Origin of the sequence: Streptomyces sp. GC420, from assembly GCF_009916105.1 — a bacterium.
Lineage (GTDB): Bacteria > Actinomycetota > Actinomycetes > Streptomycetales > Streptomycetaceae > Streptomyces.
This window is the reverse complement of record NZ_JAAAXQ010000091.1, coordinates 1-22,827: the sequence shown is the minus strand read 5'-3', so window position 1 is coordinate 22,827 and position 22,827 is coordinate 1. Positions and strand designations below refer to the sequence as shown.

Sequence of the window (22,827 nt, the reverse complement as noted above, 5' to 3'; positions counted from 1 at the left end):
GGCGGGGTGGCATTCCCGTCCCCTGCCTCCTTCAGTGCCGGGCGAGCTGCTGGAAGGTGGACCATGCCCCGGGGCCGGTTCCGTCTCCCAGGGGGTAGTGCAGAGTGGGGCGGGTCGGGGGACCGAGGCGTCTGGGCGTGGGGTCGGCCGACGGGTGGCACGCTAACGGAATTCACAGCCCCCGCGCGGTGCGGTAGGAGCTGCGGGTGCCGGTCCGCGCGGCCGGAGGCCGTGTGGAACCGGTTGCCGCCGGCCGGCCGCCGGCCGGCGTCGGACCGGCGTCGGACCGGCAGCCGAACGGGGTGAACGCCGGCTGTGGTCCACATGGCCCCGTGCTGTGGAGACTTCTTCCCGCCACGCGCCGCGCCGCCGCCCAACCGCGCGCCGGAGCCTCTCCCCGCGCGCCAGGCGCCGTCGTGCGCCCCGCACGCCCTCTCATCCGGCCCACGAGTGGCGCGGCGTCGCAGGAAGCCCACAGGAACGTGGCCGAATCGGTCATCTGACGTGTGCTCGCGGACCGCGATACTCAGGGCTGGGCAATCCGCCCGAACCCCCTACGTCCGGAGGCCACCCATGCCCCAGACCCGCGTGTCCCACTCCACCGTGATCGAAGCCTGGCTGTCGGGCGCCGAGAGCGCGTACGGCCAGTCCAACCCCGCCGGCCCTCTCTACGTCGGCGGAACGGCGGCCGAGGCCGCGCTGACCGACCCGAGCGACTCGCTCTACGGCTTCTGCTCCAGCCCGAGTGGTTCGCACGGCAGTTTCTGCTGCTGACCGTCCACGGCGGGCCGATAGCCCCGGTGCGGGTGGCTGAGCACTGAGTGCCCGCGCCGGGCGGGGTCTCTTCGAGTTCGACCAGCAGGAGTGTGGGGAACCACCGCCGGGCCATGACGCCCGCGTACCCGGGAACGGCCGTGCCGTCCGGGCCGGCGAAATGATTCCCCACGCTCCCTCCGGGCGCCCTGGAAGGCGCGGGACGGCGGCACGGGAAAGGCGGACGGTGAGCGGATCGGGGCTGGAGAACGGGTACGACACGGAGTGGTTCACCCCACCCGTACGCACCGCCGCCCGCCCATGGCGGGAGGAGCTGGCCCGGCGACTGGCCGGCATCAGCGCCCTGGGCCGGGAGGAACGGGATGTGGTGCTGGAAGCGGGCCACACCGCCCTGGTCAGGTCCCTGCACGCGAAGCTGTCCCGCCTGTTCCTGATCGAGCTCCACGCGCTGCGCCTGGCGGCGGGCGGCGTCCGGCCCCCCGGGAGCTCGGTGGCCCCGGCCGATACGGACACCTGGGCCGCGTTCATCGAGCAGGCCGCCGAGGAGGGCTACCTCGACCGGCTGGCCGGCCGGTACCCGACGCTCGGTCCGCGGGTCGCGTCGGTGGCGCGGCTGTGGCTGGCGGCGACGGCGGGCTTCGCGCAACGGCTGGCCGCGGACCGGTCCCTGCTCCGGCCGCTGCTGGGGGGAGCCGCCGGGGAGATACGTGCCGTCACCTTCGGCGCGGGCGACAGTCACCGTGGCGGCCTGACCGTCAGCCGGGTCGACTTCGTCTCCGGAAGCGTCATGTACAAACCCCGGCCCTCCGGGGCCGACCTGGCACTCGGCGACCTGCTGGACGAGCTGTTCGCGGACTTCCCCGGGGCCCCGGCGCCGGACGAGCGGATCCGGGTGCCGCGGACCCTGGCGCGCGAGGGCTACGGCTGGGCCGAGTTCATCCACCACCGGTACTGCGCCGACGAGGCCGAACTCGCCGCGTTCTACCGCGGCGTCGGACACTGGCTGGCCGTTCTCCGCTTCATCGGCGGTACCGATATGCACGCCGAGAACATGATCGCGGCCGGTCCGGTGCCGGTGATCGTGGACGCAGAGACCCTCTTCGACGCCCCCGCCCCCTTCCCGCCCAGCAACAGGGGCGACGCGGTGGACGTGGCGGCGACGGCCATCCGCCGCACCGTGCTGCGGACCGGCCTGCTGCCCGTACGCGGCACCGGCTTCGCGCTCGGCGGGGTGGACATCTCCGGGGTCGGGGCACTGCCCGGTCAGCAGCCGCTGATCCCGAACCCGGTGATCGCGGACGGCGGCACCGCAGCGGCCCGCTTCCAGGTGGACCTGGTCGCGATGCCCGCCGCGGGCAACCACCCCAGCCCCGCCCCGGTGCTGAGCGCCTACTGGGACCGCGTCCTGACCGGCTTCCGGGAGATGACCGCCCACCTGCGCCGGCCCGGCGAGGACCCGTACCGGCTGCTGCGCCGCTTCGAAGGCGTCCAGGCGCGCCGGATCCTGCGCCCGACACAGGCGTACGTCGACATCGGCCGGATGCTGTGGCACCCGGCGTCGCTGCACGACGAGCCCGCGGCCGTCGACCGGGCCCGGGACATCCTGCGGCGCAACGCCGAGGTGCTGCCCGGCGCGCCCACCGACCGCGCGGCCATCGACGCCGAGATCGCGGACCTGCTGGCCGGCGACGTACCGATGTTCACCTTCACCGTGGACCGGGCCGCCGTACGCGACACCGTCGAGGACTGGCGTACGGCCGATCTGCCGCTGGAGGAGGCGGTGATCCAGGACGCGCTGGTGGGCGCCTACCTCAACGAGCGTTCGCTGCCCGCGCGCGTCCAGGCCCCCGCCCGGGATCCGCACGCCCGTGACCGGGAGCGGCGCCGCCGGGCCCTGGCCGCGCGGATGGTCCGGCAGTTGTGTGACGGGGCGGTACGCGGCGACGACGGCACGGTCACCTGGATCAGCCCGGTATTCACCCCGGCCGGATGGTCCATCAGGGTGCTGCCCGCCGACCTCTACACCGGGCAGGGCGGGGTGGCGCTGACCCTCGCGGAGTACCTGACCGAGGTGCGGGCCGGCCGGGCGGACGAAGTGCCCGGCGTCACCGAGACCTTCGACGGCGCGCTGCGGGTGCTGATCGGCACCGAGGACCTGACGCCGACGCCGTCCGCCGGGGCGTTCAGCGGTGCCGCGTCCCAGGTGTGGACCTGGCTGGCGCTGCACCGGGTGCTCGGGGAGGACCGGCTGCTGGAACGCGCGGCCGGACGCGCCGTGCTGCTGGACCGGGGCCCGCTCGTCGAGGACGACATCGAGGTGGACCTGCTCAACGGAGCCGCCGGCGCCGTCGTCCCGCTGCTCGGCCTGGCCGCCGCGACCGGGCAGGACCGCTGGCTCGGTGCCGCCGCGCACATCGGACGCCGACTGGCCGGGCTGGCCACCCAGGACTCGAGCGGCGCCCGCTGGACGACCCGGCTCAACCCCGAGGGCATCGGCGGCTTCGCCCACGGCGCCACCGGCATCGGCTGGGCCCTGGCGAGGCTCGCCCTCAGCGACGCGGGTTCCGCCGCCGACCGCCGCGCCTGGAGCCACCTCGCCGAACGGGCCTTCGCCTACCAGGAGTCCCTCTGGCAGCCCGGGCACGGCAACTGGCTCGACGCGCGGGCCGGCGCGGAGGAGGACTTCTTCACCAGCTGGTGCCACGGCAGCGCGGGGGTCGGTGTCGGCATGCTCGACCTGTACCGGCGCACGGGCGACCCCGCCCACCTCGACATGGCCCGGCGCGCCGCGCGCGCCTGTGCCGCCGAGGGCTTCGGCTGGAGCCACACCCTGTGCCACGGCGACCTCGGTCTGTGGGAGTTCCTCAAGTCGCTGGACTCCGGCGACCGGCCGGATCTCGACGCGGAGATCCTCACCGGCCTCGAACAGCGGGGCCCGGTCGGCGGCCTGGCCCGCGAGGCATTCTCACCCAGCCTCATGTCCGGTCTCGCCGGCGTCCTCCACACCCTCCTGCGCATGCACCCCGCGGCCGACCTGCCCAACCCCTTGCTCCTCGACTGACCTCGCCAGGTACGGACCCGCCCACGATCGCGCAGGCGTCCGGGACGGGATTCAAACCTGCGCACACGGCTCCGGAGGCCGTGCCGGAGCGCAGTTACCCCCCAGGTCAGCGGCTCACGAGGGCCCCTTGCGAGCGGATCCGTCCACGCATAGTCCACGGCCTTGCCTCCCCCATGAGACCGTCAACCGCCTGGGGGACCGACAGCCTTGCTGACCGGGCCGGCCGACAGGCCCCACGCACCGTCCCGGGGTCGCCTTGGCGGACTCGAAGACTGTAGCCCTCTCCGACGGTAGGGTCGGACCCGTCCGGCGCGACCAGGGGAAGGTCCCTGGCGAGAGCATCGGCGAGAGCGAGAGGACGCACGTGGGTAAGTCGCTTCTGGAGCAGCTGCCGAGCATTGTCGCTGCGGGCAAGCGGCAGGCAGCTCAGATCTTGGAGCAGCTGGAGGGTCGGAACCGGGTGACCCTGCAGACGCGTGAACTGGTCATCCCGTCCAAAGACTCCTCCAACTTCGATCTGTTTCGCCAGGCGCGGCAAGCCGAGGCTGGGGGTGACATCGCTCGAAGTGGTGAGAGCCTGAACCGTCTCATCTACGGCGACAACCTGTTGGCAATGGCTGCTCTCCTGGCTGGTGATGAAGAAACCCCGAGCTTTCGCGGCAAAATTGACCTCATCTATATTGACCCACCGTTCGACTCCAAGGCTGATTACCGCAGAAGCATCACACTCCCGGGCGCGACAATAGATCAGAAGCCGACTGTCCTTGAACAGTTCGCCTATTCAGATACTTGGTCTGATGGAACAGCCTCATATTTGGCAATGATCACACCGCGTCTCGTTCTGATGCGTGAGTTGCTTGCTGATACGGGCTCAATTTTTGTGCACCTTGATTGGCACGTCGGCCACTACGTGAAGATCGTACTTGACGAAATTTTCGGGCGAGAAAATTTCGTGAACGACATTATCTGGTGGTACTACAACAAAATGCAAGGGAACATTAGGACGTTCCCTCGCAACCATGACTTGATCATGTTTTACCGCAAGGGACCCGACTTCACATTCAACGTGCAGAAGGAGCGACGCGATAAGCCAATTCGCCAGATCAAGCGAGTTTGGTCGAGTGAAAAAAAGGCTTTGGTTAACGCAAAAGATGAGAATGGAAAGGTAGTCTATATCGATTCGACCCATCGAACGGTCGACGATGTCTGGCGCTTGTCCATGCTCCAGCCTGCGGACAAAACCGAGAACCTCCGCTTTAACACGCAAAAGCCGGAGACGCTGCTAGAGCGGATTATATCCGCTACTACAAATGAGGATGCTCTAGTCGCGGATTTCTTTATCGGCTCAGGTACGACTGCTGCAGTAGCCGAGCGTCTTGGTCGACGTTGGATCGCGTCTGACCTGGGCAAGCCCTCCGCGATGATCACCCGTAAGCGTCTAATCGATCAGGATGCCAAGCCGTTCCTGTATCAGGCCATTGGCGACTACCAAGTAGAGCAGGCCCGTTCGACACTCGGCCGGTCGTTCCGAGTGGGTGACCTTGCCAAGGTGGTGCTAGACCTCTTCGGTGCGCTTCCGCTTCCACCTGAGGAAAACGTCAACGGTAGCCTTGGCCGCCTGCCCAACTCCCGCACATTGGTTTTTGCCGATAGCCCGTCTAAGCTCACGACCATTTCCACGCTCCGGCGCGCTCAGGGTTACCGCGACAGTAAGCTTGGAGGATTCGACAAGGTCATCGTGCTGGGCTGGAACTTCTCGGCCGGCATTGGGCAGGACATCGCACTTCTGCAGGATCCAAAACTTGAAGTTCTGGTCATTCCACCGGATCTGCTTGACCGTCTGAAAAAGAAGGGGCTAGACAAGCTTGCCGGGGAAGTTCGCTTCTCAAGCCTCCAATATCTGGAGGCGGCAGTTTCTTCACGCGTGAGTGTCGCAGATGGCGAAGAATTGACCGTGGACCTGCATAACTACATCTTGCTCTCTCCCGAGGCAATCAGCCTCGATGAGAAGAACCGCTCGGCTTTGCAAAAGGTCATGAATGAGGAGCCGCTGGCCCTGATCGAGTACTGGGCGGTTGACCCGGCCTATGACGGTGAGGTTTTTCGCTCCGTCTGGCAGGACTACAGGGGCAATACTGAAAATAACAACGACCCGCTCCGTGTGATCACTACGGCCCAACTCCAACTGCCGAAAGTGGACGGCCCGCGACGCGTCTGTGTACGCGCAGTGGATGTCTTTGGTTTTGAGTCCGAGGTCATTATCGATGGTGTTGAGGTTGTCCAATGATGCAGAAGCGTGATCTCTTCCCGCTTGCGACCGGGCTCTCGAAGCTTGTACGCCACCAGATCCCCGACCTGGTTGCAGGCAGTGGCCCTGAGCTTTTGAATCAGGTGACGCCTACAACGGCGGAGCTGCTTAAGTTTTGGTTCGAACAAGATCACTGCGACCTGCGGACCCTTAACTTTCACGAGGGGCAGCGGGCGGCGATTCTGCACATCATTTACGCTCATGAGGTCGTCGGAGCGAAGAGCCTACGCGAGCTGTATGAGGCCGTCGCTGGGGAGGCGATGCTGGATGGTGGCGTGCTCGGCGAGGTTACCCGTGATCGCCATGCGCACCCTAAGTATGCCGCCAAGATGGCCACGGGGACGGGGAAGACATGGGTGTTGAACGCTCTTCTGGTCTGGCAGTATCTCAACAAGATTGCCAACCCTGAAGACGAGCGTTTCACCAGTAACTTTCTTCTTGTGGCCCCCGGCTTGATTGTTTACGACCGGTTGCTGGATTCGTTCCAGGGTAGAATGATCGATGGAGATCGAGACTTCACGACAAGCGATATTTATCAGCAACGCGACTTGTTCGTTCCGGAAAACTATCGGACGCCGGTATTTGGGTTCCTTCAGTCTTCCATCGTCACCAAGGGTGAGGTTGGACGGAAAGTCACTGGCTCTGGCTTGGTCGCTATCACCAACTGGCACTTGCTGGCGGGAGAAGAAGATCCGGATTTTGTCGACGAAGACAACATCGACGCACCCGGACGAGAGGTAGACGTTAAGGCGGTCGTGGAAAGTCTCTTCCCCCTGACCCCCGGGACGGCAGCAGGAAACGCCCTAAGTGCCCTGGACCGCAGCTACCTGCGAGGCGGCCCGCTTGGAGCACTCAAGGACCTGCCGGATCTAATGGTCTTCAACGACGAGGCTCACCACATCCATGAAGTCCGTAAAGTTGAAGAGGTCACGGACGTCGAGTGGCAGAAAAGTCTTATCGAGATCGCCTCGACCAAGGGCTCCCGCTTCATCCAAGTGGACTTTTCGGCGACCCCTTACAATGAAGTAGGGTCCGGCAGAAAGAAGGGCCGTCAGTATTTTCCGCACATCGTGGTCGATTTCGATCTAACGTCTGCCATGCGTGCCGGCCTGGTCAAAGCATTGGCACTGGACAAGCGGAAAGACGTGGCCGCGCTGCCGCTGGACTTCAAAGCCGAACGTGACGAGCAGAAGCGGGTAACTGGCCTGTCGGAGGGTCAGCGCGTCATGCTCAGGGCTGGCTTGAGGAAACTGCAGATACTCGAGAATCAGTTCACTCAGGCCGACCCGAATAAGCACCCGAAGCTTCTGGTCATCTGCGAAGATACCACGGTAACACCTCATGTTGAGGAGTTCCTGAAAAGTACTGGGCTTTCCCAGGATGACATCCTCCGGGTTGACTCCGGCCGTAAGTCGGAATTGGGGGTCAAGAACTGGGAACCCATCCGTGAGCGCCTTTTCGACGTCGACCGGCATAAGCAACCCAAGGTAATCATCTCGGTGCTAATGCTCCGGGAAGGCTTTGACGTAAACAATATTTGCGTCGTGGTGCCTCTACGTTCTTCCGAGGCATCGATCCTGCTTGAGCAGACCGTCGGGCGTGGTCTACGCCTTATGTGGCGAGGTAACGAGGCCATCGATGAACTCAAGCGAGAGACCCGCGAGCGCATCGCTCGTCGTGATGAGCCGACCAATTATTTTGACGTGCTGTTCATCGTTGAGCATCCGGCCTTTTCTCAGTTTTACGAGGATCTGCTCGGTGGCGAACTTGTCGGTGAGGTGGGCGACGAAGCCGACTCAACAGACGCCACCGGTGACTTGGAAAACGTGGACCTTAAGGCGGGATACCAGGCCTACGACTTCGAGATTCCGGTCATCATCAGGGACGCCGACGAGGAGTTGAAGCAACCAAGCGTCGACCCGATGGCTCTTCCTGTCAGCAAGTACCAAGTTGACTGGTTGATTCGGCAGATCGGACAAGGTGACCGTTTCGTGTCACACGACGCCCAGACCGGAACGCAGTATGGCGATTACCGCGTCGATGGCGGTATTCTCACGGCCACTGGCTACAACGATTATCTCTCGCGTATGACTATCCGAATCACTGAGGCGCTGGGTCGTAACCTTACTAGTAGCGCCGGTAAGTACAAGGAGATTAGCCAGTACCCGATTATGCAGGCTTACAAGCCGCTCCTGGCCGGCTGGTTGAACACCTATATTCGTTCGCGAATGTTCAAGCAGGAGTTCGATCCACTTGAGGATGAGAACTGGCGCGTCCTTCTGCTGGATGATGTTGCGCACGAGATTGCTGGCGTGTTTGCCACCAAGCTGACCGAAGTGCAGGAGACCCAGGCCGTCTCCCAGGCCATCGTGCAACACCGTCTTCTGTCGGAGTTCAAGACCATCCCTGTCCGTACCAGTTCGAGCGTCGAGGTTAGGAAGTGTATTTACCCGAAGCTTCCAATCCCTTCGAAGAGCGGCGGACTGGAGAGACTTTTCATCGAGTGGGCTGATCAAGATTCCCGGGTACAGGCGCTGCTCAAGGTTCATGAGTACCGTCATGACTTCCTGCGTCGTCCGTACCTCAAAGCGGACGGTATGCCTGCGCAGTACTCGCCGGACTTTCTAGTGCGCACAGACACCGACATGTATATCGTCGAAACGAAGGCGCAGTCGGCCCTGAGTGATGAGAATGTCAAGCGTAAGCAGCGGGCTGCTATGGCCTGGTGTGAACAGCTCAACCAACTGCCAGATCACCTCCGGGGCGATCTTCAATGGCATTATGTTCTGCTTGGGGAAACCATCGTACGTGAATGGAAAGCCAAAAATGTTCGGGCTACCGAGCTGCTTGACTACGCACGTCTGCGACGGGCAGATAAGCCAGCCCAGGAGACAATGTTCTAACGCTTCAGGAAAAATCGGGCCGTACAGCACGTTGCAGGTGTGGTCGCGTGTCTTCGACTTGGGGGGCATATGAGACGAGGCACGGCGGAGTACGATGCAGCGTTGGATGAGATGACTGCGATTCTGCAGCGGTGGGCGCGTGAGGGGCGGATCAACGGCTGGTACAGCGCGTTGAGTGCCGAGCTGAAGGAGGCCGGTCACTCCGTTCACCATCGCTCTAGGGCTATGAGTGAACTCCTGGCTGAGGTCTGCCATCGTGAGCACACGCGGGGCGCCCCGATGCTCTCCGCTCTTGTTGTTAACAAGGCAACCGGGAAGCCATCCGGTCAGTTCTTCGAGCTAGCCAAGTCAGCGCCGTTCGATCGCACTGACTCCGATTGGAGTTGGGAGCGCGAACGCAGTCGAGTGTTCGACTACTACAGTCGACCATGAGATGGTCTCGAAAACCGTCGTGGCGCGAGTCACCGTGGGTTCAAATCCCACACCCACCGCAGGTGAACGGCCCCTGACCAGGTAGAACGGTCAGGGGCCGTCCTGCTGCGTACTGTCCGCGAGTGACTGCCGTTCCCCGGTGTTCCCCGCTCGATCGGGCATGGTAGGGGCACGCGTAGGCGTTACTGCACCGAAGTGAGGTTGTCCCCAGCGAGGCACCAGCGACGACCATGCGAGTCGGTGAAGGAAACGCGAGGCACGTAGTTCCTCGGGTGGTCGTCTTCCTTCCACTCACGGGCCTGGAAGTAGCACGAAGAGCCACGGCTCAGCACGGGAACTGTGAGAGGTAGCTGTTCGCCGGACCCTAGCTCTCCCCACTCGCAGGCTCCAACCGCTGGGCCGAGATGACCGAAGTCGGCCTTTATTTCCTGGATTTCGGCTTCGCTCTCATTGTGTACAAGCACCGATGCGGCTTGGTCATCAGCTGAGATGATTCCTTCGAAGCGATGGCCGCTGAGTCGGACTCCGCGAGCCTGACGCTCTGTGCGCTCCTTCCGCTCCAGGAGCAGCACGTCTCGCTCCACGGTGAGGACCTCAGCTTGCTGCGCGATGAACTCGCGCTGTTCTCGGATCTGGTCTCGCTGGCTCTTAAGCGTCCAGGCAGCCGCACCAGCCGCAAGTGCGGCAAAGATCGCTCCTACCCACGTTGGGGCGTCCCCCCAGTCGATCTCGTTCATCGAAACAGGCTAGGTACACCAGCCTGCGCGCGGGTGGCTTTCTTCACCACCACTCGCCCTCAGCTCCCATCCCGTCTGCCGTCGACCCACACACCGTGGAGCGGGCGTGGTTCATGGCGTCCAGGTGGAGCGCGCCACTGTACGAACGACCTGGACGCCATGGGCCGCGTCTGCTCGGCTCTGCCTGGGTCGACGGCAGACGGGATGGGAGCTCCTCGCGCACGCCACAACTCAGCCGGCACTCGCGAATGGCGCCCCGTCCATCTCGGAGCCTGAGCGCCCCCGCCGGAGGCACTGCTTTGAGCGTTGCCGCGCTATGCGGTGATCGACTCATGGCCACGGGCCTTATCCACCTGTGGGCGCGCCTCGGCGGCGGCAGCGCCGAGCGGGCCGAAGGCAGGAGCGAGGGCGCAGCCAGAGCCGGGGCTTGAACCCTTAGGGAAGGTTTGAATCACGCTCGGGTTGGGGGTAGTTGTCGTGGCCGGGCGGCTGCTGGCTCGTGGTGTAGAACCCTGGGTATGGGGAGTGAGCGGCAGGAGCGGTTGAAGGCCCTCGGGGCAAGGCTTCGGGTTCTGCGGGCCGATGCCGGTGTGACGGGTGCTGTGCTGGCTCAGCGGGCCGGTGTGGGGCAGCCGACGGTGTCGAAGGTGGAGAACGGGCGGATGGTCCCGAGTCTCGATGTCCTCGACCGGCTGTCTCGCGCCCTGGGCGTCGATGAAGTGACCCGAGATGAAGTTCGTGAGCTGCTGGCTGCGGTGGAGGCTGCGGCGGACTCCGATGGTGATGGCTCCGCAGGGGCGACGCTGGATGAGGCGATTCGGGGCGCTCGGCTGGTGCGTTCGTTCCAGTGCATTGTCCTGCCGGCGATGCTCCAGAGTGCCGAGTACGCCCGGCACGTCTTTGAGAGTGCCCCGAGGGTGGACGTTGAGGCGGTCGGCCGGGCTGTCGCTGCCCGTGTCGAGCGGCAGAGCGTGTTGTACGAGCCGGGGCGGGAGTCGGTGTTCGTGCTGACGGAAGCCGTCCTGCGGACCTGGCCGGGGACGCCGGCGCTGATGCTGGCCCAGCTCGATCGGCTGCTGGCGGTCGAGAGCCTGAGCACTGTACGGCTCGGGGTGATCCCCTGGGATCGGCCGGTGCCGCTGATGCCTCGTCACGGATTCACGTTGTGTGACCGGCGGGCCGTCGTGGTGGAGGCCTTCCGGGGCGAGCGGGTGTCGGTGGAGCCGGACGACCTTGCCGCGTACGAGGAGCAGTTCGCCCGGTTCGAGGGTGCGGCGGTCTTCGGGGCCGAGGTGCGGGAACTGCTGTTGCGGGTGATGAAGGAGTTCCGGGGTCTGGCGGACTCAGCCACCCGTTAGAGGAATAATTCCTCAAGATGCCTGGATCGCTCTCGATCGCAGGAATACTCTGCTCCTCATCGGTGTCTAGCCCTCTAGACGAGGAGTGTTATCGTGTTCACAAAGTGGTCCTGTGCCTTCCCCGGCCTGCCCGAACAGGTGGCCGAGGCGCGTCATTTCGTCGCCGCGTTACTCCACGGCTGGAGCGGCGCCGATGACGCGGTGCTCGTCGTGGGGGAGCTGGCCGCCAACGCCGTAAAGCACACGCAGAGCGGTGAGATCGGCGGCTGGTTCCTCGTCTCCGTCGGCTTCCGGGACGACCGGCTGCGGGTGCAGGTGAAGGACCAGGGCGGCGACAGGGTTCCGCAGATGTGCGACGTGACCAGCCACGAGGAAGGGGGCCGGGGGCTGATGATGGTGGCGGCCTGCTCGAAGGACTGGGGCGCGGTCACGACCCCCGACGGAAGCCGCGTGTGGGCCGACTTCGCCTGGGAGAGCGCGTGAGCACGGCTCGCGTGCGACCTGGCGGCCGTCGACGTCGCGGCGTCGACGGGTGAGTCCCCGGGGTGTCCCTCGTCGCAGGGCCGGCTTCTACGTCATAGGCGCTCGCTCGGGCCTTCGCCTCTCGCCCATACCGTCTAGGGCCCTAGACTCTTGGGTGACGCTGAGAGGTGAAGCGATGTCGGACGAGTTGCAGCGGATCATGGCGATCGATGATCCGTACCTCCTGCTGCGCAAGGTCACGGACCGGCTGGCCGAGGCGCAGCGGGAGGTGACGGAGCTCGCCCGGCTTCGCCGTCGCGTGGTGCAGGACCTGCACGCCCAAGGGCTCTCGTATGCGCAGATCGCGGAGAAGGCAGGGCTGAGCCGCGGCCGGATTCATCAGATCCGGCACACTGGCCCGGCGCCGGAAGGGGCCTTCCTCGGTACGGGGGCCGTCACCATCGCGACTCCGCTTCGGCGGGACGACGAACGCGGCCGCACGGTCGTCGCCGTGGACGACGTCAGTTCCGGCAAACGGCTGGAGGACCTGGCCCGGTCCTACGGTCTCGACGTGACGTCCGAGCACGTGCCGGTGAGCGGAGAGATCGACCTCAACCGCGGCGGCCTGGTCGTCGTCTGCGGGCCGCGCATGTCTCAGGCGATGTGGGACACCTACGCCCAGGACCCCGTACTGAGCTGGGAGAGGGCGGAAGACGGGCCGTGGACCGTCGTGGACCGGCGAACGGGGACGGTGTACCGGTCCGGGCAGGACAGTGACCCGGCCCGTCCGTACGACGTGGGCTACCTCGGCCGGCTGCTTCGCCCGGACGGCAAGGGCTCGCTGCTGGCCATCGCCGGTATCCACACGCAAGGCTCGCTCGGCGTCGTGCAGCTGCTCGCCTCCGACCTGGGCGCATTGTGGGGCCAGGTCGGGGATCACCGGTTCTCCACGCTGGTGGGCGTCGAGTACGACCCAGAGACCAGCGAGCCGCGATCCGTCGAACTCGTCTGCCCCCTCTACCGCCACGACGAGGAGACGACGGCGTGAGGCTCGCCCTCGGCTCGTGGCCGGCCACCGCGGACGGGGAGAACGAGGACTTCGCCGCCGCGGGGCCCGGTGCCGCCGTCCTCCTCGACGGGGCCGGGGTCGCGGGAGCTCCCACCGGGTGCGTGCACGGAATTGCCTGGTTCTCCTCGACGCTGGGGGCGATCCTGCTGCGTACGATCACCTCGCACCCGGGTTGGCCGCTCGCCGACTGCCTGGCCGACGCCATCGCCGAGGTGCGTTCCCTGCACGGGGACACCTGCGATCTCACCTACCGTGCGAGTCCGACCAGTACGGTCGTCGCCGTCCGGGCCCGGGACGGGATGCTCGAGTACCTGGCGCTCGGTGACTCCGCCGTCCTCCTGGCCCAGCGGAACGGGGACTGTGCCGTTGTCACCGACCGGCGCCTGGACGAAGCGAGCAAGGAACTGCGCGGTCCCGTGGACCAGTTCCCGACCGGTTCGCCCGAGCATGCGGCGGCACTGGCCCAGTACCGGGAAGCACTGACGGGCCTGCGGAACCGGTCCGGCGGCTTCTGGATCGCCGGCCCCGATCCCGAAGCGGCCCGGCATGCGTTCACGGGCTCGGCGCCGCTCGCCTCGCTCGCCTCCGTGTCGCTTCTGAGCGACGGGGCGACCCGGCTCGTCGACCGCTTCGCGCTCGCCTCCTGGGCCGAGGTCGTGGCCCTCCTCGACTCCGCCGATCCCGACGAGCTGATCCGCCAGGTCCGGGAAGCGGAGGCCGCAGACCCCGAGGGCCGGCGCTGGCCGCGCGGCAAAGCCCAGGACGACGCGACCGCCCTTCACTGGTCGTTCGCGTAGGGCTTCCGCGGCTCGCCGAATCGCCGCTCGTATACCCCTCTAGACAGTTGATGGGTCGTCGGGTTACGGTAGTCGTCCACCCCCCTAGACAGTTAGGTGGGGCACTCCCCTTGCTGTCTAGGGGGGTATCCACTTCGGATCGGGGCCGGGGAAGCTCGGCGCCGAAGAACAGTGAGGTTCACGCCGTGCGTGTCATTCCCGTCGACACTTCGTCCGCGACGCTCCTCGTCACGAAGCTGCCCGAGGTCAAGGTCAGGGACCGTCAGACCGGAGAGGTCGCCGTCGACCCGGTGACCAACCAGCGGCTCATGGTCCTGGAGCTGGTGTTCATCGCCCAGGGCGGCTCGGACATGATCAAGGTGACCGTTCCCGAGCAGGGCGTGGGGGAGGGCCTGGTCATGGGCGCTCCGGTCTTCCTGTCTGGCCTGGTGGCCCGGCCCTGGGAGAGCGAGTTCGGCGGCCGCGCCCGCCACGGCATCGCCTACCGGGCCGAGGCCGTCATGATCAGCGCTCCCGCGCCGGTGGCGGGCTGATCACCATGACCGATCACGTCTGGACGCTCGTCCTGGTCCTGGTGGCACTGGCCGCGCTGCTGGTCGTGCGCCGCCGCTTCCCGCTGGCGTTCTGGTGGCTCGTCGGATACCCGGTCGTCGCCTTCCGGGTGGTCGCCTCCTACCGGGCCACCATGGACGCCTGCGGGCTGACGGTCCCGGCCTCGGCAGTACGCCGGGCCACCGCCCGCATGCTGGGGCGGCAGGCGGCTCCCGTACCGCCTCGCCGGTCGCTGCCGCGGCCGACCGGATCGGGCCTGGTGCTGCGGCTGCGCATGGCGGCCGGGCAGGCTCCTGAGGACTTCACCGCCTCGGCCGACCGGCTGCGGCACGCCTGGGGCGCGCACGCCGTGCACGTCCGCCCGACCAAGCCGGGCCGGCTGGAACTGCGGCTCGTCGGCTGGGACGTGCTCGCCGAGGTCCGGCCCGCGCGGCGGTGGCTGCGGTCCGCTCCGCTGTGCCTTCCGTTGGCCCTACGGGAGGACGGACAGTGGCACGTGCGGGACTTCCGCACGGTGCCGCACGAGCTGATCCTCGGCGCCACGCAGTCCGGCAAGTCCGTGTACCTGCGCAACCTGCTGTGCGCCCTGGCACGGCAACCGGTCGCCCTGGTCGGCATCGACTGCAAGTGGGGCGTCGAGCTGGCCCCGTTCGCGTCCCGGCTGTCGGCCCTCGCCGATACGCCGGACCGGGCGAACGACCTCCTCGACGCGCTGCTGGGCGAGATGGAGGCACGGTTCCGCTCGATCGGCCTCGCGGGCGTGGCCGGACCGGACGCCGTGCTCACCTCGGACGTGTGGGGCCTGCCGGAAGAGGTGCGGCCGGTGCCGGTCGTGGTCGTCGTGGACGAGGTGGCGGAACTCTTCCTCGCCGCGGGCAAGGAGGACGAGAAGCGGCGGGACGCCATGGTGACCAAGCTGATCCGGCTGGCCCAGCTCGGCCGCGCGGCCGGGATCTACCTGGAGGTGTGCGGGCAGCGCTTCGGCTCCGAACTCGGCAAGGGCGCGACCATGCTCCGGGCCCAGCTGACCGGCCGCGTCTGCCACCGCGTCAACGACGAGTCCTCCGCCAACATGGCGCTCGCCGACATCTCACCCGAGGCGGCGCTGGCCGCCACCTCCATCCCGGCCGAACGGCCCGGCGTCGCCGTCGTCGGTGACTCCTCCGGCGGCTGGTCCCGCGTCCGCTCGCCCCACCTGTCCCTCGACGACGCGGCGGCCGTCTGCCGCGACACCTCCGGCCTGGTCCCGGACCTGCCCCGGCTCGACTCCTTCCGGCCCGCCGTCGCCATGAAGCCCACGGCGTCGCCTGCTCCCGCGGCCACCGCGCGCCCGGTCGCCGAGTAGCCGGGCCTCCCCTCCCTGCCCACGGTCGGCGTGACCGCCTCGCGCCAGGTCCCTACCCCTCCGATGCCTGAAGCCGGAAAGGAATCCGATGCCCGCTCCCTCCATCTCCGAGGTGTCCGCCCTGCTCGCCGACCTGGCCGTGTACCGGACGAACGCAGCTGGTGACTACGCCGAGTTGATGAGCCGCAAGGCGGACCTCCTCGAACGGATCGCCGCCCACACGCCCGGTGACACCGAAGCGGCCGAGGTCGCCCGTCTCGCCCGGGCCCGGGCCGACGCGCTCAAGGCCGACAGCTGAGCACTCGACGAGGAGTTGTGCCGATGCGCGCCCAACTGGCCCGCGTGGACGCCGTGATCGTCCAGGCCGTCATCGCCGGGGCCCTGTCCTTCTCCCACCTGCACGACCTCGCCGAGGCGGCCGGGCAGAGCGGATGGAAGGCGTGGGCCTACCCGGTCAGCGTCGACCTGCTGCTGGTCGCCGCCTGGCGTCGGATGCGCGAGCAGCAGAAAGCGGGCCTGGCCGCCGGGGGACCGCGCCTGTGGTTCCTGGTGGCGCTGGCGGCCTCCCTCGGCGCCAACGTCGCCACCGCTGGGCTCCTCGACCTGGACGACGTACCCGCGTCACTGCGGATCGTGGTGGCCGGCTGGCCCGCCGTCGCCTTCTTCGGCGGAACCCTCCTGGCCCACACGCCGCGCATCACCCATCCAGCGGCACCTGAGACTGCGGCGGCTGTGGTGGCCGAGGCGGACCCGGAACCGCGCCTCGTCCCGGAACCGGCGCTCGACGCTCCCGGCCTCGATGCGCTGCCCGCGCCTTCACCCGACCCCGTGACCGCCTCGGATCCCGGCCCCGTGCCCGACTCGGTGCCTGTGCCGGTGCCCGCTCCGGCCGTGCCGCTGCCGCCGGCCCTCGTCGAGCGGGTCCGGGCCCTCGCCGAGGAATACCGGGCGAGCACCGGCCGCCCGGCCGACCCCGACGACGTACGCGCCCGGCTCGGCCTGCCCCCGTCCATGACACCTTCCGTCGCCGCCCACCTCTGAGAAAGGACTGCCCGCCATGCCCCCGATCTTCCGCAACGTCCGGCGCATCGGCCCCGTCCGCGTCGCCTCGTATCTCGTCCGCGGCCGGGTCCGGCACCTGGCCGCCTGCACCGCACCCAATTGCGACTTCACCGCCGAGTACGACAACCGCGCCCCCGCCGAGCTGGCAGCGCGCACCCACCGCTGCTCGCCCCGCTGACCGGAAGGCGATTCCCGTGACCGTGAACCTCCCGCTCGTCCTCGTCCTGGCAGCCCTTGCCTGGTTAGCCGTCCGCTTCCTCGGCGTCCGCGTCTGGGTCGTCGTCGCCCTGGTGCTGCTCGGCTTCCTGCTCTCCGGGACCGTCCTCGCGCCCGTGCTCACCGCCCTGACGGAACTCGGCGTCGGCGCCGTCAACAACCCCTGACCGCTCCAGCTCCTCGTCGGCCTTCGCCTGCCCACACTGTCTAGCCCCCTGGACGGGTGGAGGTCGGCCCCCACCTCGCCACCACTTCACGGAGGAACCCGCACATGCACACCCCGGCTCCCGACGGAGCCATCCGCCAACTCGCCTCCCTCGCCCGGCACGGTGACCTCAGCGCCTACGCCCGGCAGATCCAGCGGCTCGGCGGCTGCGAACGGCCCGTACGGATGGAGGGCTACCGCCTCGACGTTCACGCCACCACGGGTGAGATCGTCCGCGAGATCGCCGACCGCCACCTTCCGGCCGGGCAACTGCTGATCCGCTGCGGCAACCGCCGCGCCACCCGGTGCGCCGCCTGCGCCGAGGTCTACCGCCGCGACACCTTCCACCTCGTCACCGCGGGCCTGAGCGGCGGCAAGGGCATCGGCCCGGCCGTCGCCGAACATCCGCGCGTCTTCGCCACCTTCACCGCCCCTTCCTTCGGGCCCGTGCACAACCGGCCCGGCGGCGGCCGCTGCCGCTGTGGACGCCTCCACCCGGAAAATGACCCTGCCCTCGGCACGCCGCTGGACCCCGAGCGGTACGACTACCGCGCGGCCGTTCTGTGGAACGCGCACGCCGGGGCGCTGTGGGGCCGCTTCACCACCTACCTGCGCCAGCAACTCGCCTCCCGCGCGGGCATCAGCCGCTCGGCACTGCGGCACTCGCTGAAGGTCTCGTACGCCAAGGTCGCCGAGTACCAGCGGCGCGGCGCCGTCCACTTCCACGCCGTGATCCGCCTCGACGGCCCGGACGGGGCCGAGGACACCCCGCCGGCCTGGGCGACGACCGAACTCCTCGCCGACGCGATCCACTCGGCGGCCCGTGATGCCGAGGCGCCCGGCCCGGTCCTCGACGGCCGCGCCCACGCCTTTCGCTTCGGTGTCCAGCTCGACATCCGGCCCATCCGCTCGGCCGACTTCGCCGGCGCCTCCGATCTGACCAGTCGGGCCGTGGCCGCGTACATCGCCAAGTACGCGACCAAGGGGGCCGAGAGCGCCACCGGCACGCTCGACCGGCCCATCCGCAACCCGATCACCGACCTGATCGGCGCCGAGGTCACCGACCACGCCCGCCGGATGATCCTCACCTGCTGGCATCTCGGCACCCGCCCCGAACTCGAAGAACTCCGCCTGCGCAAGTGGGCCCACATGCTCGGCTTCCGCGGCCACTTCTCGGTTCTGACAAGATTTTCGTGGCGCTGTGGAGCGCGGTTGTGATCAGGTGAGTAGGACGCGTTTGCGCAGGAGCGGGAGGCCGGCCCGGTTGAACATCTGCCGCTTGAGCATCTTGATCCGGTTGATGTGGCCCTCCACGACGCCCGAGCTCCACGGCAGGCTCAGTCCGGCGGTGACGGCGTCTATGTCGTGTTCGATGCCGCGGGCGAAGCTGTGCAGGTCGGGGAAGTCGTCCCGGCGGACGGCGGTGAGCCAGTCGGGGAGCTCGTGCGCGGACAGGTCGGTGAGCATCCGGGCGAAGGCGCGGACGTGCCCGGACAGGGCCTGCAGTTCCGGGCAGCGGGCCAGGATCGCCTCCCTTTGCCGCTTTTCGTCGTCGTCGAGGGTGTCGGGGTGCCGGGTGATGAAACCGGTGACCTCGCGGATGCCCGGTGGGCCCGGGCCTGCGAGTGAACGCCCCTTGACCTGGCGGAAGCGCCGGAAGTAGGCGCACAGGCTGTTGTAGCTGCCCGGGTAGCCGCGGGCTGCGATCTCGGCGTGCAGTTGGACCAGGTTGGTCTGCCCCTCGGCCCACCGCTGGTGCAGGTACTCCTTGAACGGGTCCAGCCGGTTGCGGCATCCCTGCCAGCGGCCGGCGACCAGTTCCTGCCAGGTGGCGGCGCGCAGCAGCACCCGGACCCGGCGCGGGGTGATCCCCAGTCGGCGGGCGCTGGCCCGGATCCCGTAGCCCTGTTCGCGCAGTTGGTGCACGGCCGCGTACTGAGTGCGGGTGCGCTCGGCGTACCGGCCCTCGGGCTCATGCGGGGGACGGACCTGTCCGGCCAGGCGGGTCTGCTCGGCCGGGGTGGGCACTGCGTCCACCGGTCGGTCGGGGTCGGGCTCCTTCCAGCAGTCCTGGTGGCGGCGCACGCACCGCTCGGAGGCCTGGACCAGGTTGTGCCACAGGTGCCAGCGGTCGGCGACCTGCACGGCCCGGGGCGCCCCGGCCGCAGCCCCCTCCCCGTATGCCTCACCACGGTCCCGGCAGATCACCTCCACTCCCGGATGCCCGGCCAGCCACCTTGCCAGGGTCGCGCCCTCCCGGTCCGGCAGCAGATCGACCGGCCGGCGCGCGAGGCAGTCGACCAGGACGGTGCCGTAGACCTGCCCCCTGCGCAGCGCGAAGTCGTCCACCCCCAACACCGTCGGCACCGCGGGCTGCGGATCGTCCAGCCGCATCACCAGATTCAACAGCGTTGTCCGGCTCACCGTCTGGTGCAACCGCGCCGCCAGCCGGGCCCCGGCCCGCCCGGCCAGCGCCAGCGCGACCGCTTCCAACAAGTGCTGCAGCTGCGGGGTACGCCGCTGGTAACGCACCGTCAGCCCTGCCACCTGCTCCACGAACGTCACCCGCGGACACCCGGGGGTGTCGCAGTACCAGCGGCGCACCGACAACTCGATGACCACCGGGCGCCCACCCACCTGACAGTCGTCCAGATGCCGTACATACCGGCTGTGCGTGCGCTGCGAGGCCACCCCACAGCCCGGACAAGCCACCACGCCCCCGCACGTCCGCGCGGCGATCCGCAACAGCCCTTCTCCGGCCACCACTTCCTCGACCCGCACCGCGGCCAGATGCGGCAGCAGCGTCGTCAACAAGACCTCACACACCACCAGCCTGCACCACAACTGACACGACACCAGCGGCCAAAAGACCCTCAACACCCTCACGAAAATCTTGTCAGAACCCACTTCTCCACCAAGTCCCGCGCCTACTCCGTCACCCTCGGCGCCCTCCGCCAGGAACGCGCCGACCACAACGAAGCCCAGGCACGCGAGCGCGCGGCCGAGGCGGGCCACCCGCTGCCCGATCCCGACACCGTCCTGGTCCTCGCCCACTGGCGCTTCGCTGGAACCGGCCTGACCGCTGCGGAACACCTTCTCGCTCACGGCGCCCCACCACCGGGTACCGAGCCGGACACCACCGAAACGGAAGGAGACTCGGCGTGGAACGCCGACGAGACGAACTGATGACTGTCCCGCAGATCCTCGCCGAGCTGGGCGGGGTGTCCCGCCGCACCTTCTACCGCTGGCGCGAGCTGGGGCAGGCACCGGAGGCGTTCAAGCTCCCGAACGGTGAACTCCGTGTGTGGCGAAGTGACTTCACCACGTGGCTGCGACAGTTGGAGGCGGCGGCGTGAAGTCACTCGACGTGAAGGTCTGGGGTGTCCGTAAGCGCGACACCAAGACGCCCTCGTACGGCGTCCGCTGGTCCGTGGCGGGCAACGTGTACTCCGACTCGTTCCGCACCAAGGCACTTGCCGATCACTACCGCAGCAAGCTCATGCGGGCCATGAGGGACGGAGAGGAGTTCGACACGGAGTCCGGCCTCCCGGCCTCGCTGGAGGAGCAGAAGCCGACCCTGTCGTGGTACGACTTCGCCCTGAGATACCTCGCGATGAAGTGGCCGTACGCCGCGCCCAACACGCGGGACGGCATCAACGAATCGCTCACCAGCGTGACGATGCAGCTTCTCGACGAGCGTCCCGGACGGCCCTCTGACGAGGTGATCCGCAAGGCGCTGCGCAACTGGGCCTTCGTGCTGCCGGGGCCCGGCGATCGGGAAGTTCCGGACGACATGCGAAACGTTCTCCACTGGGTGTCCAAGGCCTCCCGGCCGCTGGCCGATCTCACTGAGCCCGCCACGGCCCGCGCGGTCCTCGACTCGCTGAAGCTCAAGCTCGACGGCACGGCGGCAGCGGCGGAAACCGTGCGGCGCAAGCGTCGGACGCTCGTCAATGCCGCGAACTACGCCTTCGACTTGGGGGAGCTGCGTGAGAATCCCATCACGGCTGTCCGCTGGCAGAAGCCGAAGGTGTCTAACCAGGTCGATCCGCGCGTTGTCGCCAACCCGGAGCAGGCGCGGAACCTCCTGGCGGCGGTTTCCTACGTGGGCGGGTACCGGCGTGCCCGTGGTCGCCGTCTCGTGGGTCTGTTCGCCGCCATGTACTTCGGCGGCCTCCGGCCGGCGGAAGCGGTCGGCCTGGTCGAGACGGACCTGAACCTTCCCGAGCAGGGCTGGGGCTCGGCGGTGCTCCATCGGACCCGTCCGTCCGTCGGCAAGCAGTGGACCGACTCGGGGGAGACCCATGACGACCGTGGGTTGAAGAACCGGCCTACCGAGGATGTAAGGCGGGTGCCCTTCCCGCCCCATCTCGTCGCGATGCTCCGTGAGCATCTGGCCACTTTCGGCACGACGGACGACGGGCGGCTGTTCTTCAGCGAAAAGGGCTCGGTCGTCCCGTCCTCGACCTACTACCGGGTGTGGCAGGAGGCTCGGCTCCTCGCGCTCCTGCCGGCCGTCGCGGCCTCGCCGCTCGCCAGTCGACCGTACGACCTCCGGCACTCGGCGCTGTCGACGTGGCTCAACGCCGGTGTCGACCCGACCGAGGTGGCCGAGCGTGCGGGCAACAGCGTCGAGGTTCTGCTGACCCGCTACGCGAAGTGCCTTGACGGACGGCAGGACGTTGCCAACCGGCGGATCGAGGACCTGTTGCGCGAGTACGAGTGAGGCGTCCCGCCCTCAACACTGAGGCCCCAGACATATTGTCTGGGGCCTTTCTCGCTCCGTGCCCTACTTGCAGTGAAGCTTCCTCACTTGTCCGGGCAGTTACGCTTGTCGTGCCCGTGGAAGTTGCACACGCTGCACTTCCCAGCGTTGGGGGGGACATCGCACGTCCGCTTGTCGTGCCCTCCCTCGCCGCACCAAGAGCAAGTGCGGGTCCCGCTCGCGCTCATTTCCCCTCCGTATTGTCCGTGGCTCGTCGCCCTCGCACGGAGTGTAACGCCGCAAACCTGCTAGTTCGGCGTTTTGTCAGACTGCTGGTGCTCCCGGCTTTCTCCCTTGAGTTGGCCGCTGCGGGTGCATTCATCCGTCCCTCGCGCCAGTTCCCCGTGGTCCCGTGGTGTCGCTGGTCGCCGACGCGGCCTTTGGGCGGCCCAAGAGCTGCCCCCATCGACGGCATCCGCGATCTCTGCACCCGCCGGAGCAAAGGGGCCGCATGCGCTGGTGGGTCCTCACTGTCTGCAGGGCCCACCTGCGGCGATGCTTCAAGATCCCGTCCACGCCTCGTCCACAGACCTCGACATACGACGGCTTTGGGCGGCATGCACCTGCACATACGCGAAGACCCCGTTCTCAGCGAAAGCGCTGATGGCGGGGTCTTTGGGCACCTCGTGAAGGGTGCCCCCGGCAGGATTCGAACCTGCGCACACGGCTCCGGAGGCCGTTGCTCTATCCCCTGAGCTACGGGGGCGTTGTCGGCGCGGTGTGTGCGGCGACGGGTAGAACCCTACCAGCTTGCGAGGGGTGATCAGGAACGGGTTTGTGG

Annotated in this window: 21 protein-coding genes and 1 tRNA gene; 18 read left to right on the top strand and 4 right to left on the bottom strand. The window is 67.6% G+C overall.

Features of this window, described 5'->3' with window-relative positions; genetic code table 11:
- Nucleotides 1–31: 31 nt before the first annotated feature.
- A complete protein-coding gene (locus GUY61_RS41845) occupies nt 32–172 on the bottom strand; it encodes a DUF6177 family protein (protein WP_398955424.1) in 141 nt (46 codons plus the stop codon).
- 401 nt (nt 173–573) lie between these two features.
- Here GUY61_RS41845 and GUY61_RS14155 point away from each other — a divergent pair, with 401 nt between their 5' ends.
- The 4 genes from GUY61_RS14155 to GUY61_RS14140 all read left to right on the top strand — a co-directional run bounded on the left by GUY61_RS14155 (nt 574) and on the right by GUY61_RS14140 (nt 9,046).
- Nucleotides 574–774: a DUF6229 family protein gene (locus GUY61_RS14155; protein ID WP_208105964.1), complete on the top strand. Its 201-nt coding sequence runs from the start codon at nt 574–576 to the stop codon at nt 772–774.
- Between the two features lie 226 nt (nt 775–1,000).
- On the top strand, nt 1,001–3,835 hold the full coding sequence (locus GUY61_RS14150; RefSeq protein ID WP_208105963.1) for a type 2 lanthipeptide synthetase LanM family protein: 2,835 nt from the start codon (nt 1,001–1,003) through the stop codon (nt 3,833–3,835).
- Nucleotides 3,836–4,199: 364 nt separating this feature from the next.
- Entirely contained in the window at nt 4,200–6,122 is a 1,923-nt protein-coding gene (locus tag GUY61_RS14145; RefSeq protein WP_166630487.1) for a site-specific DNA-methyltransferase, read from the top strand.
- On the top strand, nt 6,119–9,046 hold the full coding sequence (locus tag GUY61_RS14140) for a DEAD/DEAH box helicase family protein (RefSeq protein ID WP_208105962.1): 2,928 nt from the start codon (nt 6,119–6,121) through the stop codon (nt 9,044–9,046). The genes GUY61_RS14145 and GUY61_RS14140 overlap by 4 nt, the downstream gene beginning before the upstream one ends.
- A 614-nt stretch (nt 9,047–9,660) precedes the next feature.
- On the opposite strand, the gene GUY61_RS14135 is transcribed toward GUY61_RS14140, so the two are convergent.
- Nucleotides 9,661–10,215, bottom strand: a complete 555-nt coding sequence (locus GUY61_RS14135; protein ID WP_166630486.1) for a hypothetical protein — start codon at nt 10,213–10,215, stop codon at nt 9,661–9,663.
- 518 nt (nt 10,216–10,733) lie between these two features.
- Here GUY61_RS14135 and GUY61_RS14130 point away from each other — a divergent pair.
- The 11 genes from GUY61_RS14130 (at nt 10,734) to GUY61_RS14080 (ending at nt 18,499) form a co-directional block, all read left to right on the top strand.
- Nucleotides 10,734–11,573: a helix-turn-helix transcriptional regulator gene (locus GUY61_RS14130; protein WP_166630485.1), complete on the top strand. Its 840-nt coding sequence runs from the start codon at nt 10,734–10,736 to the stop codon at nt 11,571–11,573.
- A gap of 93 nt (nt 11,574–11,666) precedes the next feature.
- On the top strand, nt 11,667–12,056 hold the full coding sequence (locus tag GUY61_RS14125) for an ATP-binding protein (protein ID WP_166630484.1): 390 nt from the start codon (nt 11,667–11,669) through the stop codon (nt 12,054–12,056).
- A gap of 175 nt (nt 12,057–12,231) precedes the next feature.
- Nucleotides 12,232–13,083 carry a sigma factor-like helix-turn-helix DNA-binding protein gene (locus GUY61_RS14120; RefSeq protein ID WP_166630483.1) on the top strand — a complete coding sequence of 284 codons (852 nt, stop codon included), beginning with the start codon at nt 12,232–12,234 and terminating at the stop codon, nt 13,081–13,083.
- Nucleotides 13,080–13,901 (top strand): protein phosphatase 2C domain-containing protein, encoded by an 822-nt coding sequence (locus GUY61_RS14115; RefSeq protein WP_166630482.1) that lies wholly within the window; start codon nt 13,080–13,082, stop codon nt 13,899–13,901. The genes GUY61_RS14120 and GUY61_RS14115 overlap by 4 nt, the downstream gene beginning before the upstream one ends.
- Nucleotides 13,902–14,086: 185 nt before the next feature.
- The gene (locus tag GUY61_RS14110) at nt 14,087–14,434 is read left to right on the top strand and encodes a hypothetical protein (protein WP_166630481.1); all 348 of its coding nucleotides are present in this window, start codon (nt 14,087–14,089) and stop codon (nt 14,432–14,434) included.
- 5 nt (nt 14,435–14,439) lie between these two features.
- Nucleotides 14,440–15,798 carry an FtsK/SpoIIIE domain-containing protein gene (locus GUY61_RS14105; protein WP_166630480.1) on the top strand — a complete coding sequence of 453 codons (1,359 nt, stop codon included), beginning with the start codon at nt 14,440–14,442 and terminating at the stop codon, nt 15,796–15,798.
- Between the two features lie 88 nt (nt 15,799–15,886).
- On the top strand, nt 15,887–16,096 hold the full coding sequence (locus GUY61_RS14100) for a hypothetical protein (protein WP_166630479.1): 210 nt from the start codon (nt 15,887–15,889) through the stop codon (nt 16,094–16,096).
- 23 nt (nt 16,097–16,119) lie between these two features.
- Nucleotides 16,120–16,839, top strand: coding sequence for a DUF2637 domain-containing protein (locus tag GUY61_RS14095; protein WP_166630478.1), 720 nt, complete (start codon nt 16,120–16,122; stop codon nt 16,837–16,839).
- A gap of 16 nt (nt 16,840–16,855) precedes the next feature.
- The gene (locus GUY61_RS14090; protein ID WP_166630477.1) at nt 16,856–17,038 is read left to right on the top strand and encodes a mobile element transfer protein; all 183 of its coding nucleotides are present in this window, start codon (nt 16,856–16,858) and stop codon (nt 17,036–17,038) included.
- 16 nt (nt 17,039–17,054) lie between these two features.
- Nucleotides 17,055–17,243 (top strand): hypothetical protein, encoded by a 189-nt coding sequence (locus GUY61_RS14085; RefSeq protein ID WP_166630476.1) that lies wholly within the window; start codon nt 17,055–17,057, stop codon nt 17,241–17,243.
- Between the two features lie 104 nt (nt 17,244–17,347).
- Nucleotides 17,348–18,499, top strand: a complete 1,152-nt coding sequence (locus tag GUY61_RS14080) for a replication initiator (protein WP_243766449.1) — start codon at nt 17,348–17,350, stop codon at nt 18,497–18,499.
- On the opposite strand, the gene GUY61_RS14075 is transcribed toward GUY61_RS14080, so the two are convergent.
- Nucleotides 18,500–20,044 (bottom strand): ISL3 family transposase, encoded by a 1,545-nt coding sequence (locus GUY61_RS14075; RefSeq protein ID WP_313896658.1) that lies wholly within the window; start codon nt 20,042–20,044, stop codon nt 18,500–18,502.
- Here GUY61_RS14075 and GUY61_RS41530 point away from each other — a divergent pair.
- Genes GUY61_RS41530 through GUY61_RS14060 form a run of 3 tightly spaced genes read left to right on the top strand, consistent with a single transcriptional unit; the run spans nt 19,934 to nt 22,007 of the window.
- A complete protein-coding gene (locus GUY61_RS41530) occupies nt 19,934–20,467 on the top strand; it encodes a replication initiator (protein WP_313896657.1) in 534 nt (177 codons plus the stop codon). The genes GUY61_RS14075 and GUY61_RS41530 overlap by 111 nt on opposite strands.
- The gene (locus tag GUY61_RS14065; protein WP_166630489.1) at nt 20,467–20,637 is read left to right on the top strand and encodes an AlpA family transcriptional regulator; all 171 of its coding nucleotides are present in this window, start codon (nt 20,467–20,469) and stop codon (nt 20,635–20,637) included. The genes GUY61_RS41530 and GUY61_RS14065 overlap by 1 nt, the downstream gene beginning before the upstream one ends.
- Nucleotides 20,634–22,007, top strand: coding sequence for a tyrosine-type recombinase/integrase (locus GUY61_RS14060; protein ID WP_166630475.1), 1,374 nt, complete (start codon nt 20,634–20,636; stop codon nt 22,005–22,007). The genes GUY61_RS14065 and GUY61_RS14060 overlap by 4 nt, the downstream gene beginning before the upstream one ends.
- Before the next feature lie 673 nt (nt 22,008–22,680).
- On the opposite strand, the gene GUY61_RS14055 is transcribed toward GUY61_RS14060, so the two are convergent.
- A tRNA-Arg gene (locus GUY61_RS14055) sits at nt 22,681–22,752 on the bottom strand.
- Between the last annotated feature and the right edge of the window lie 75 nt (nt 22,753–22,827).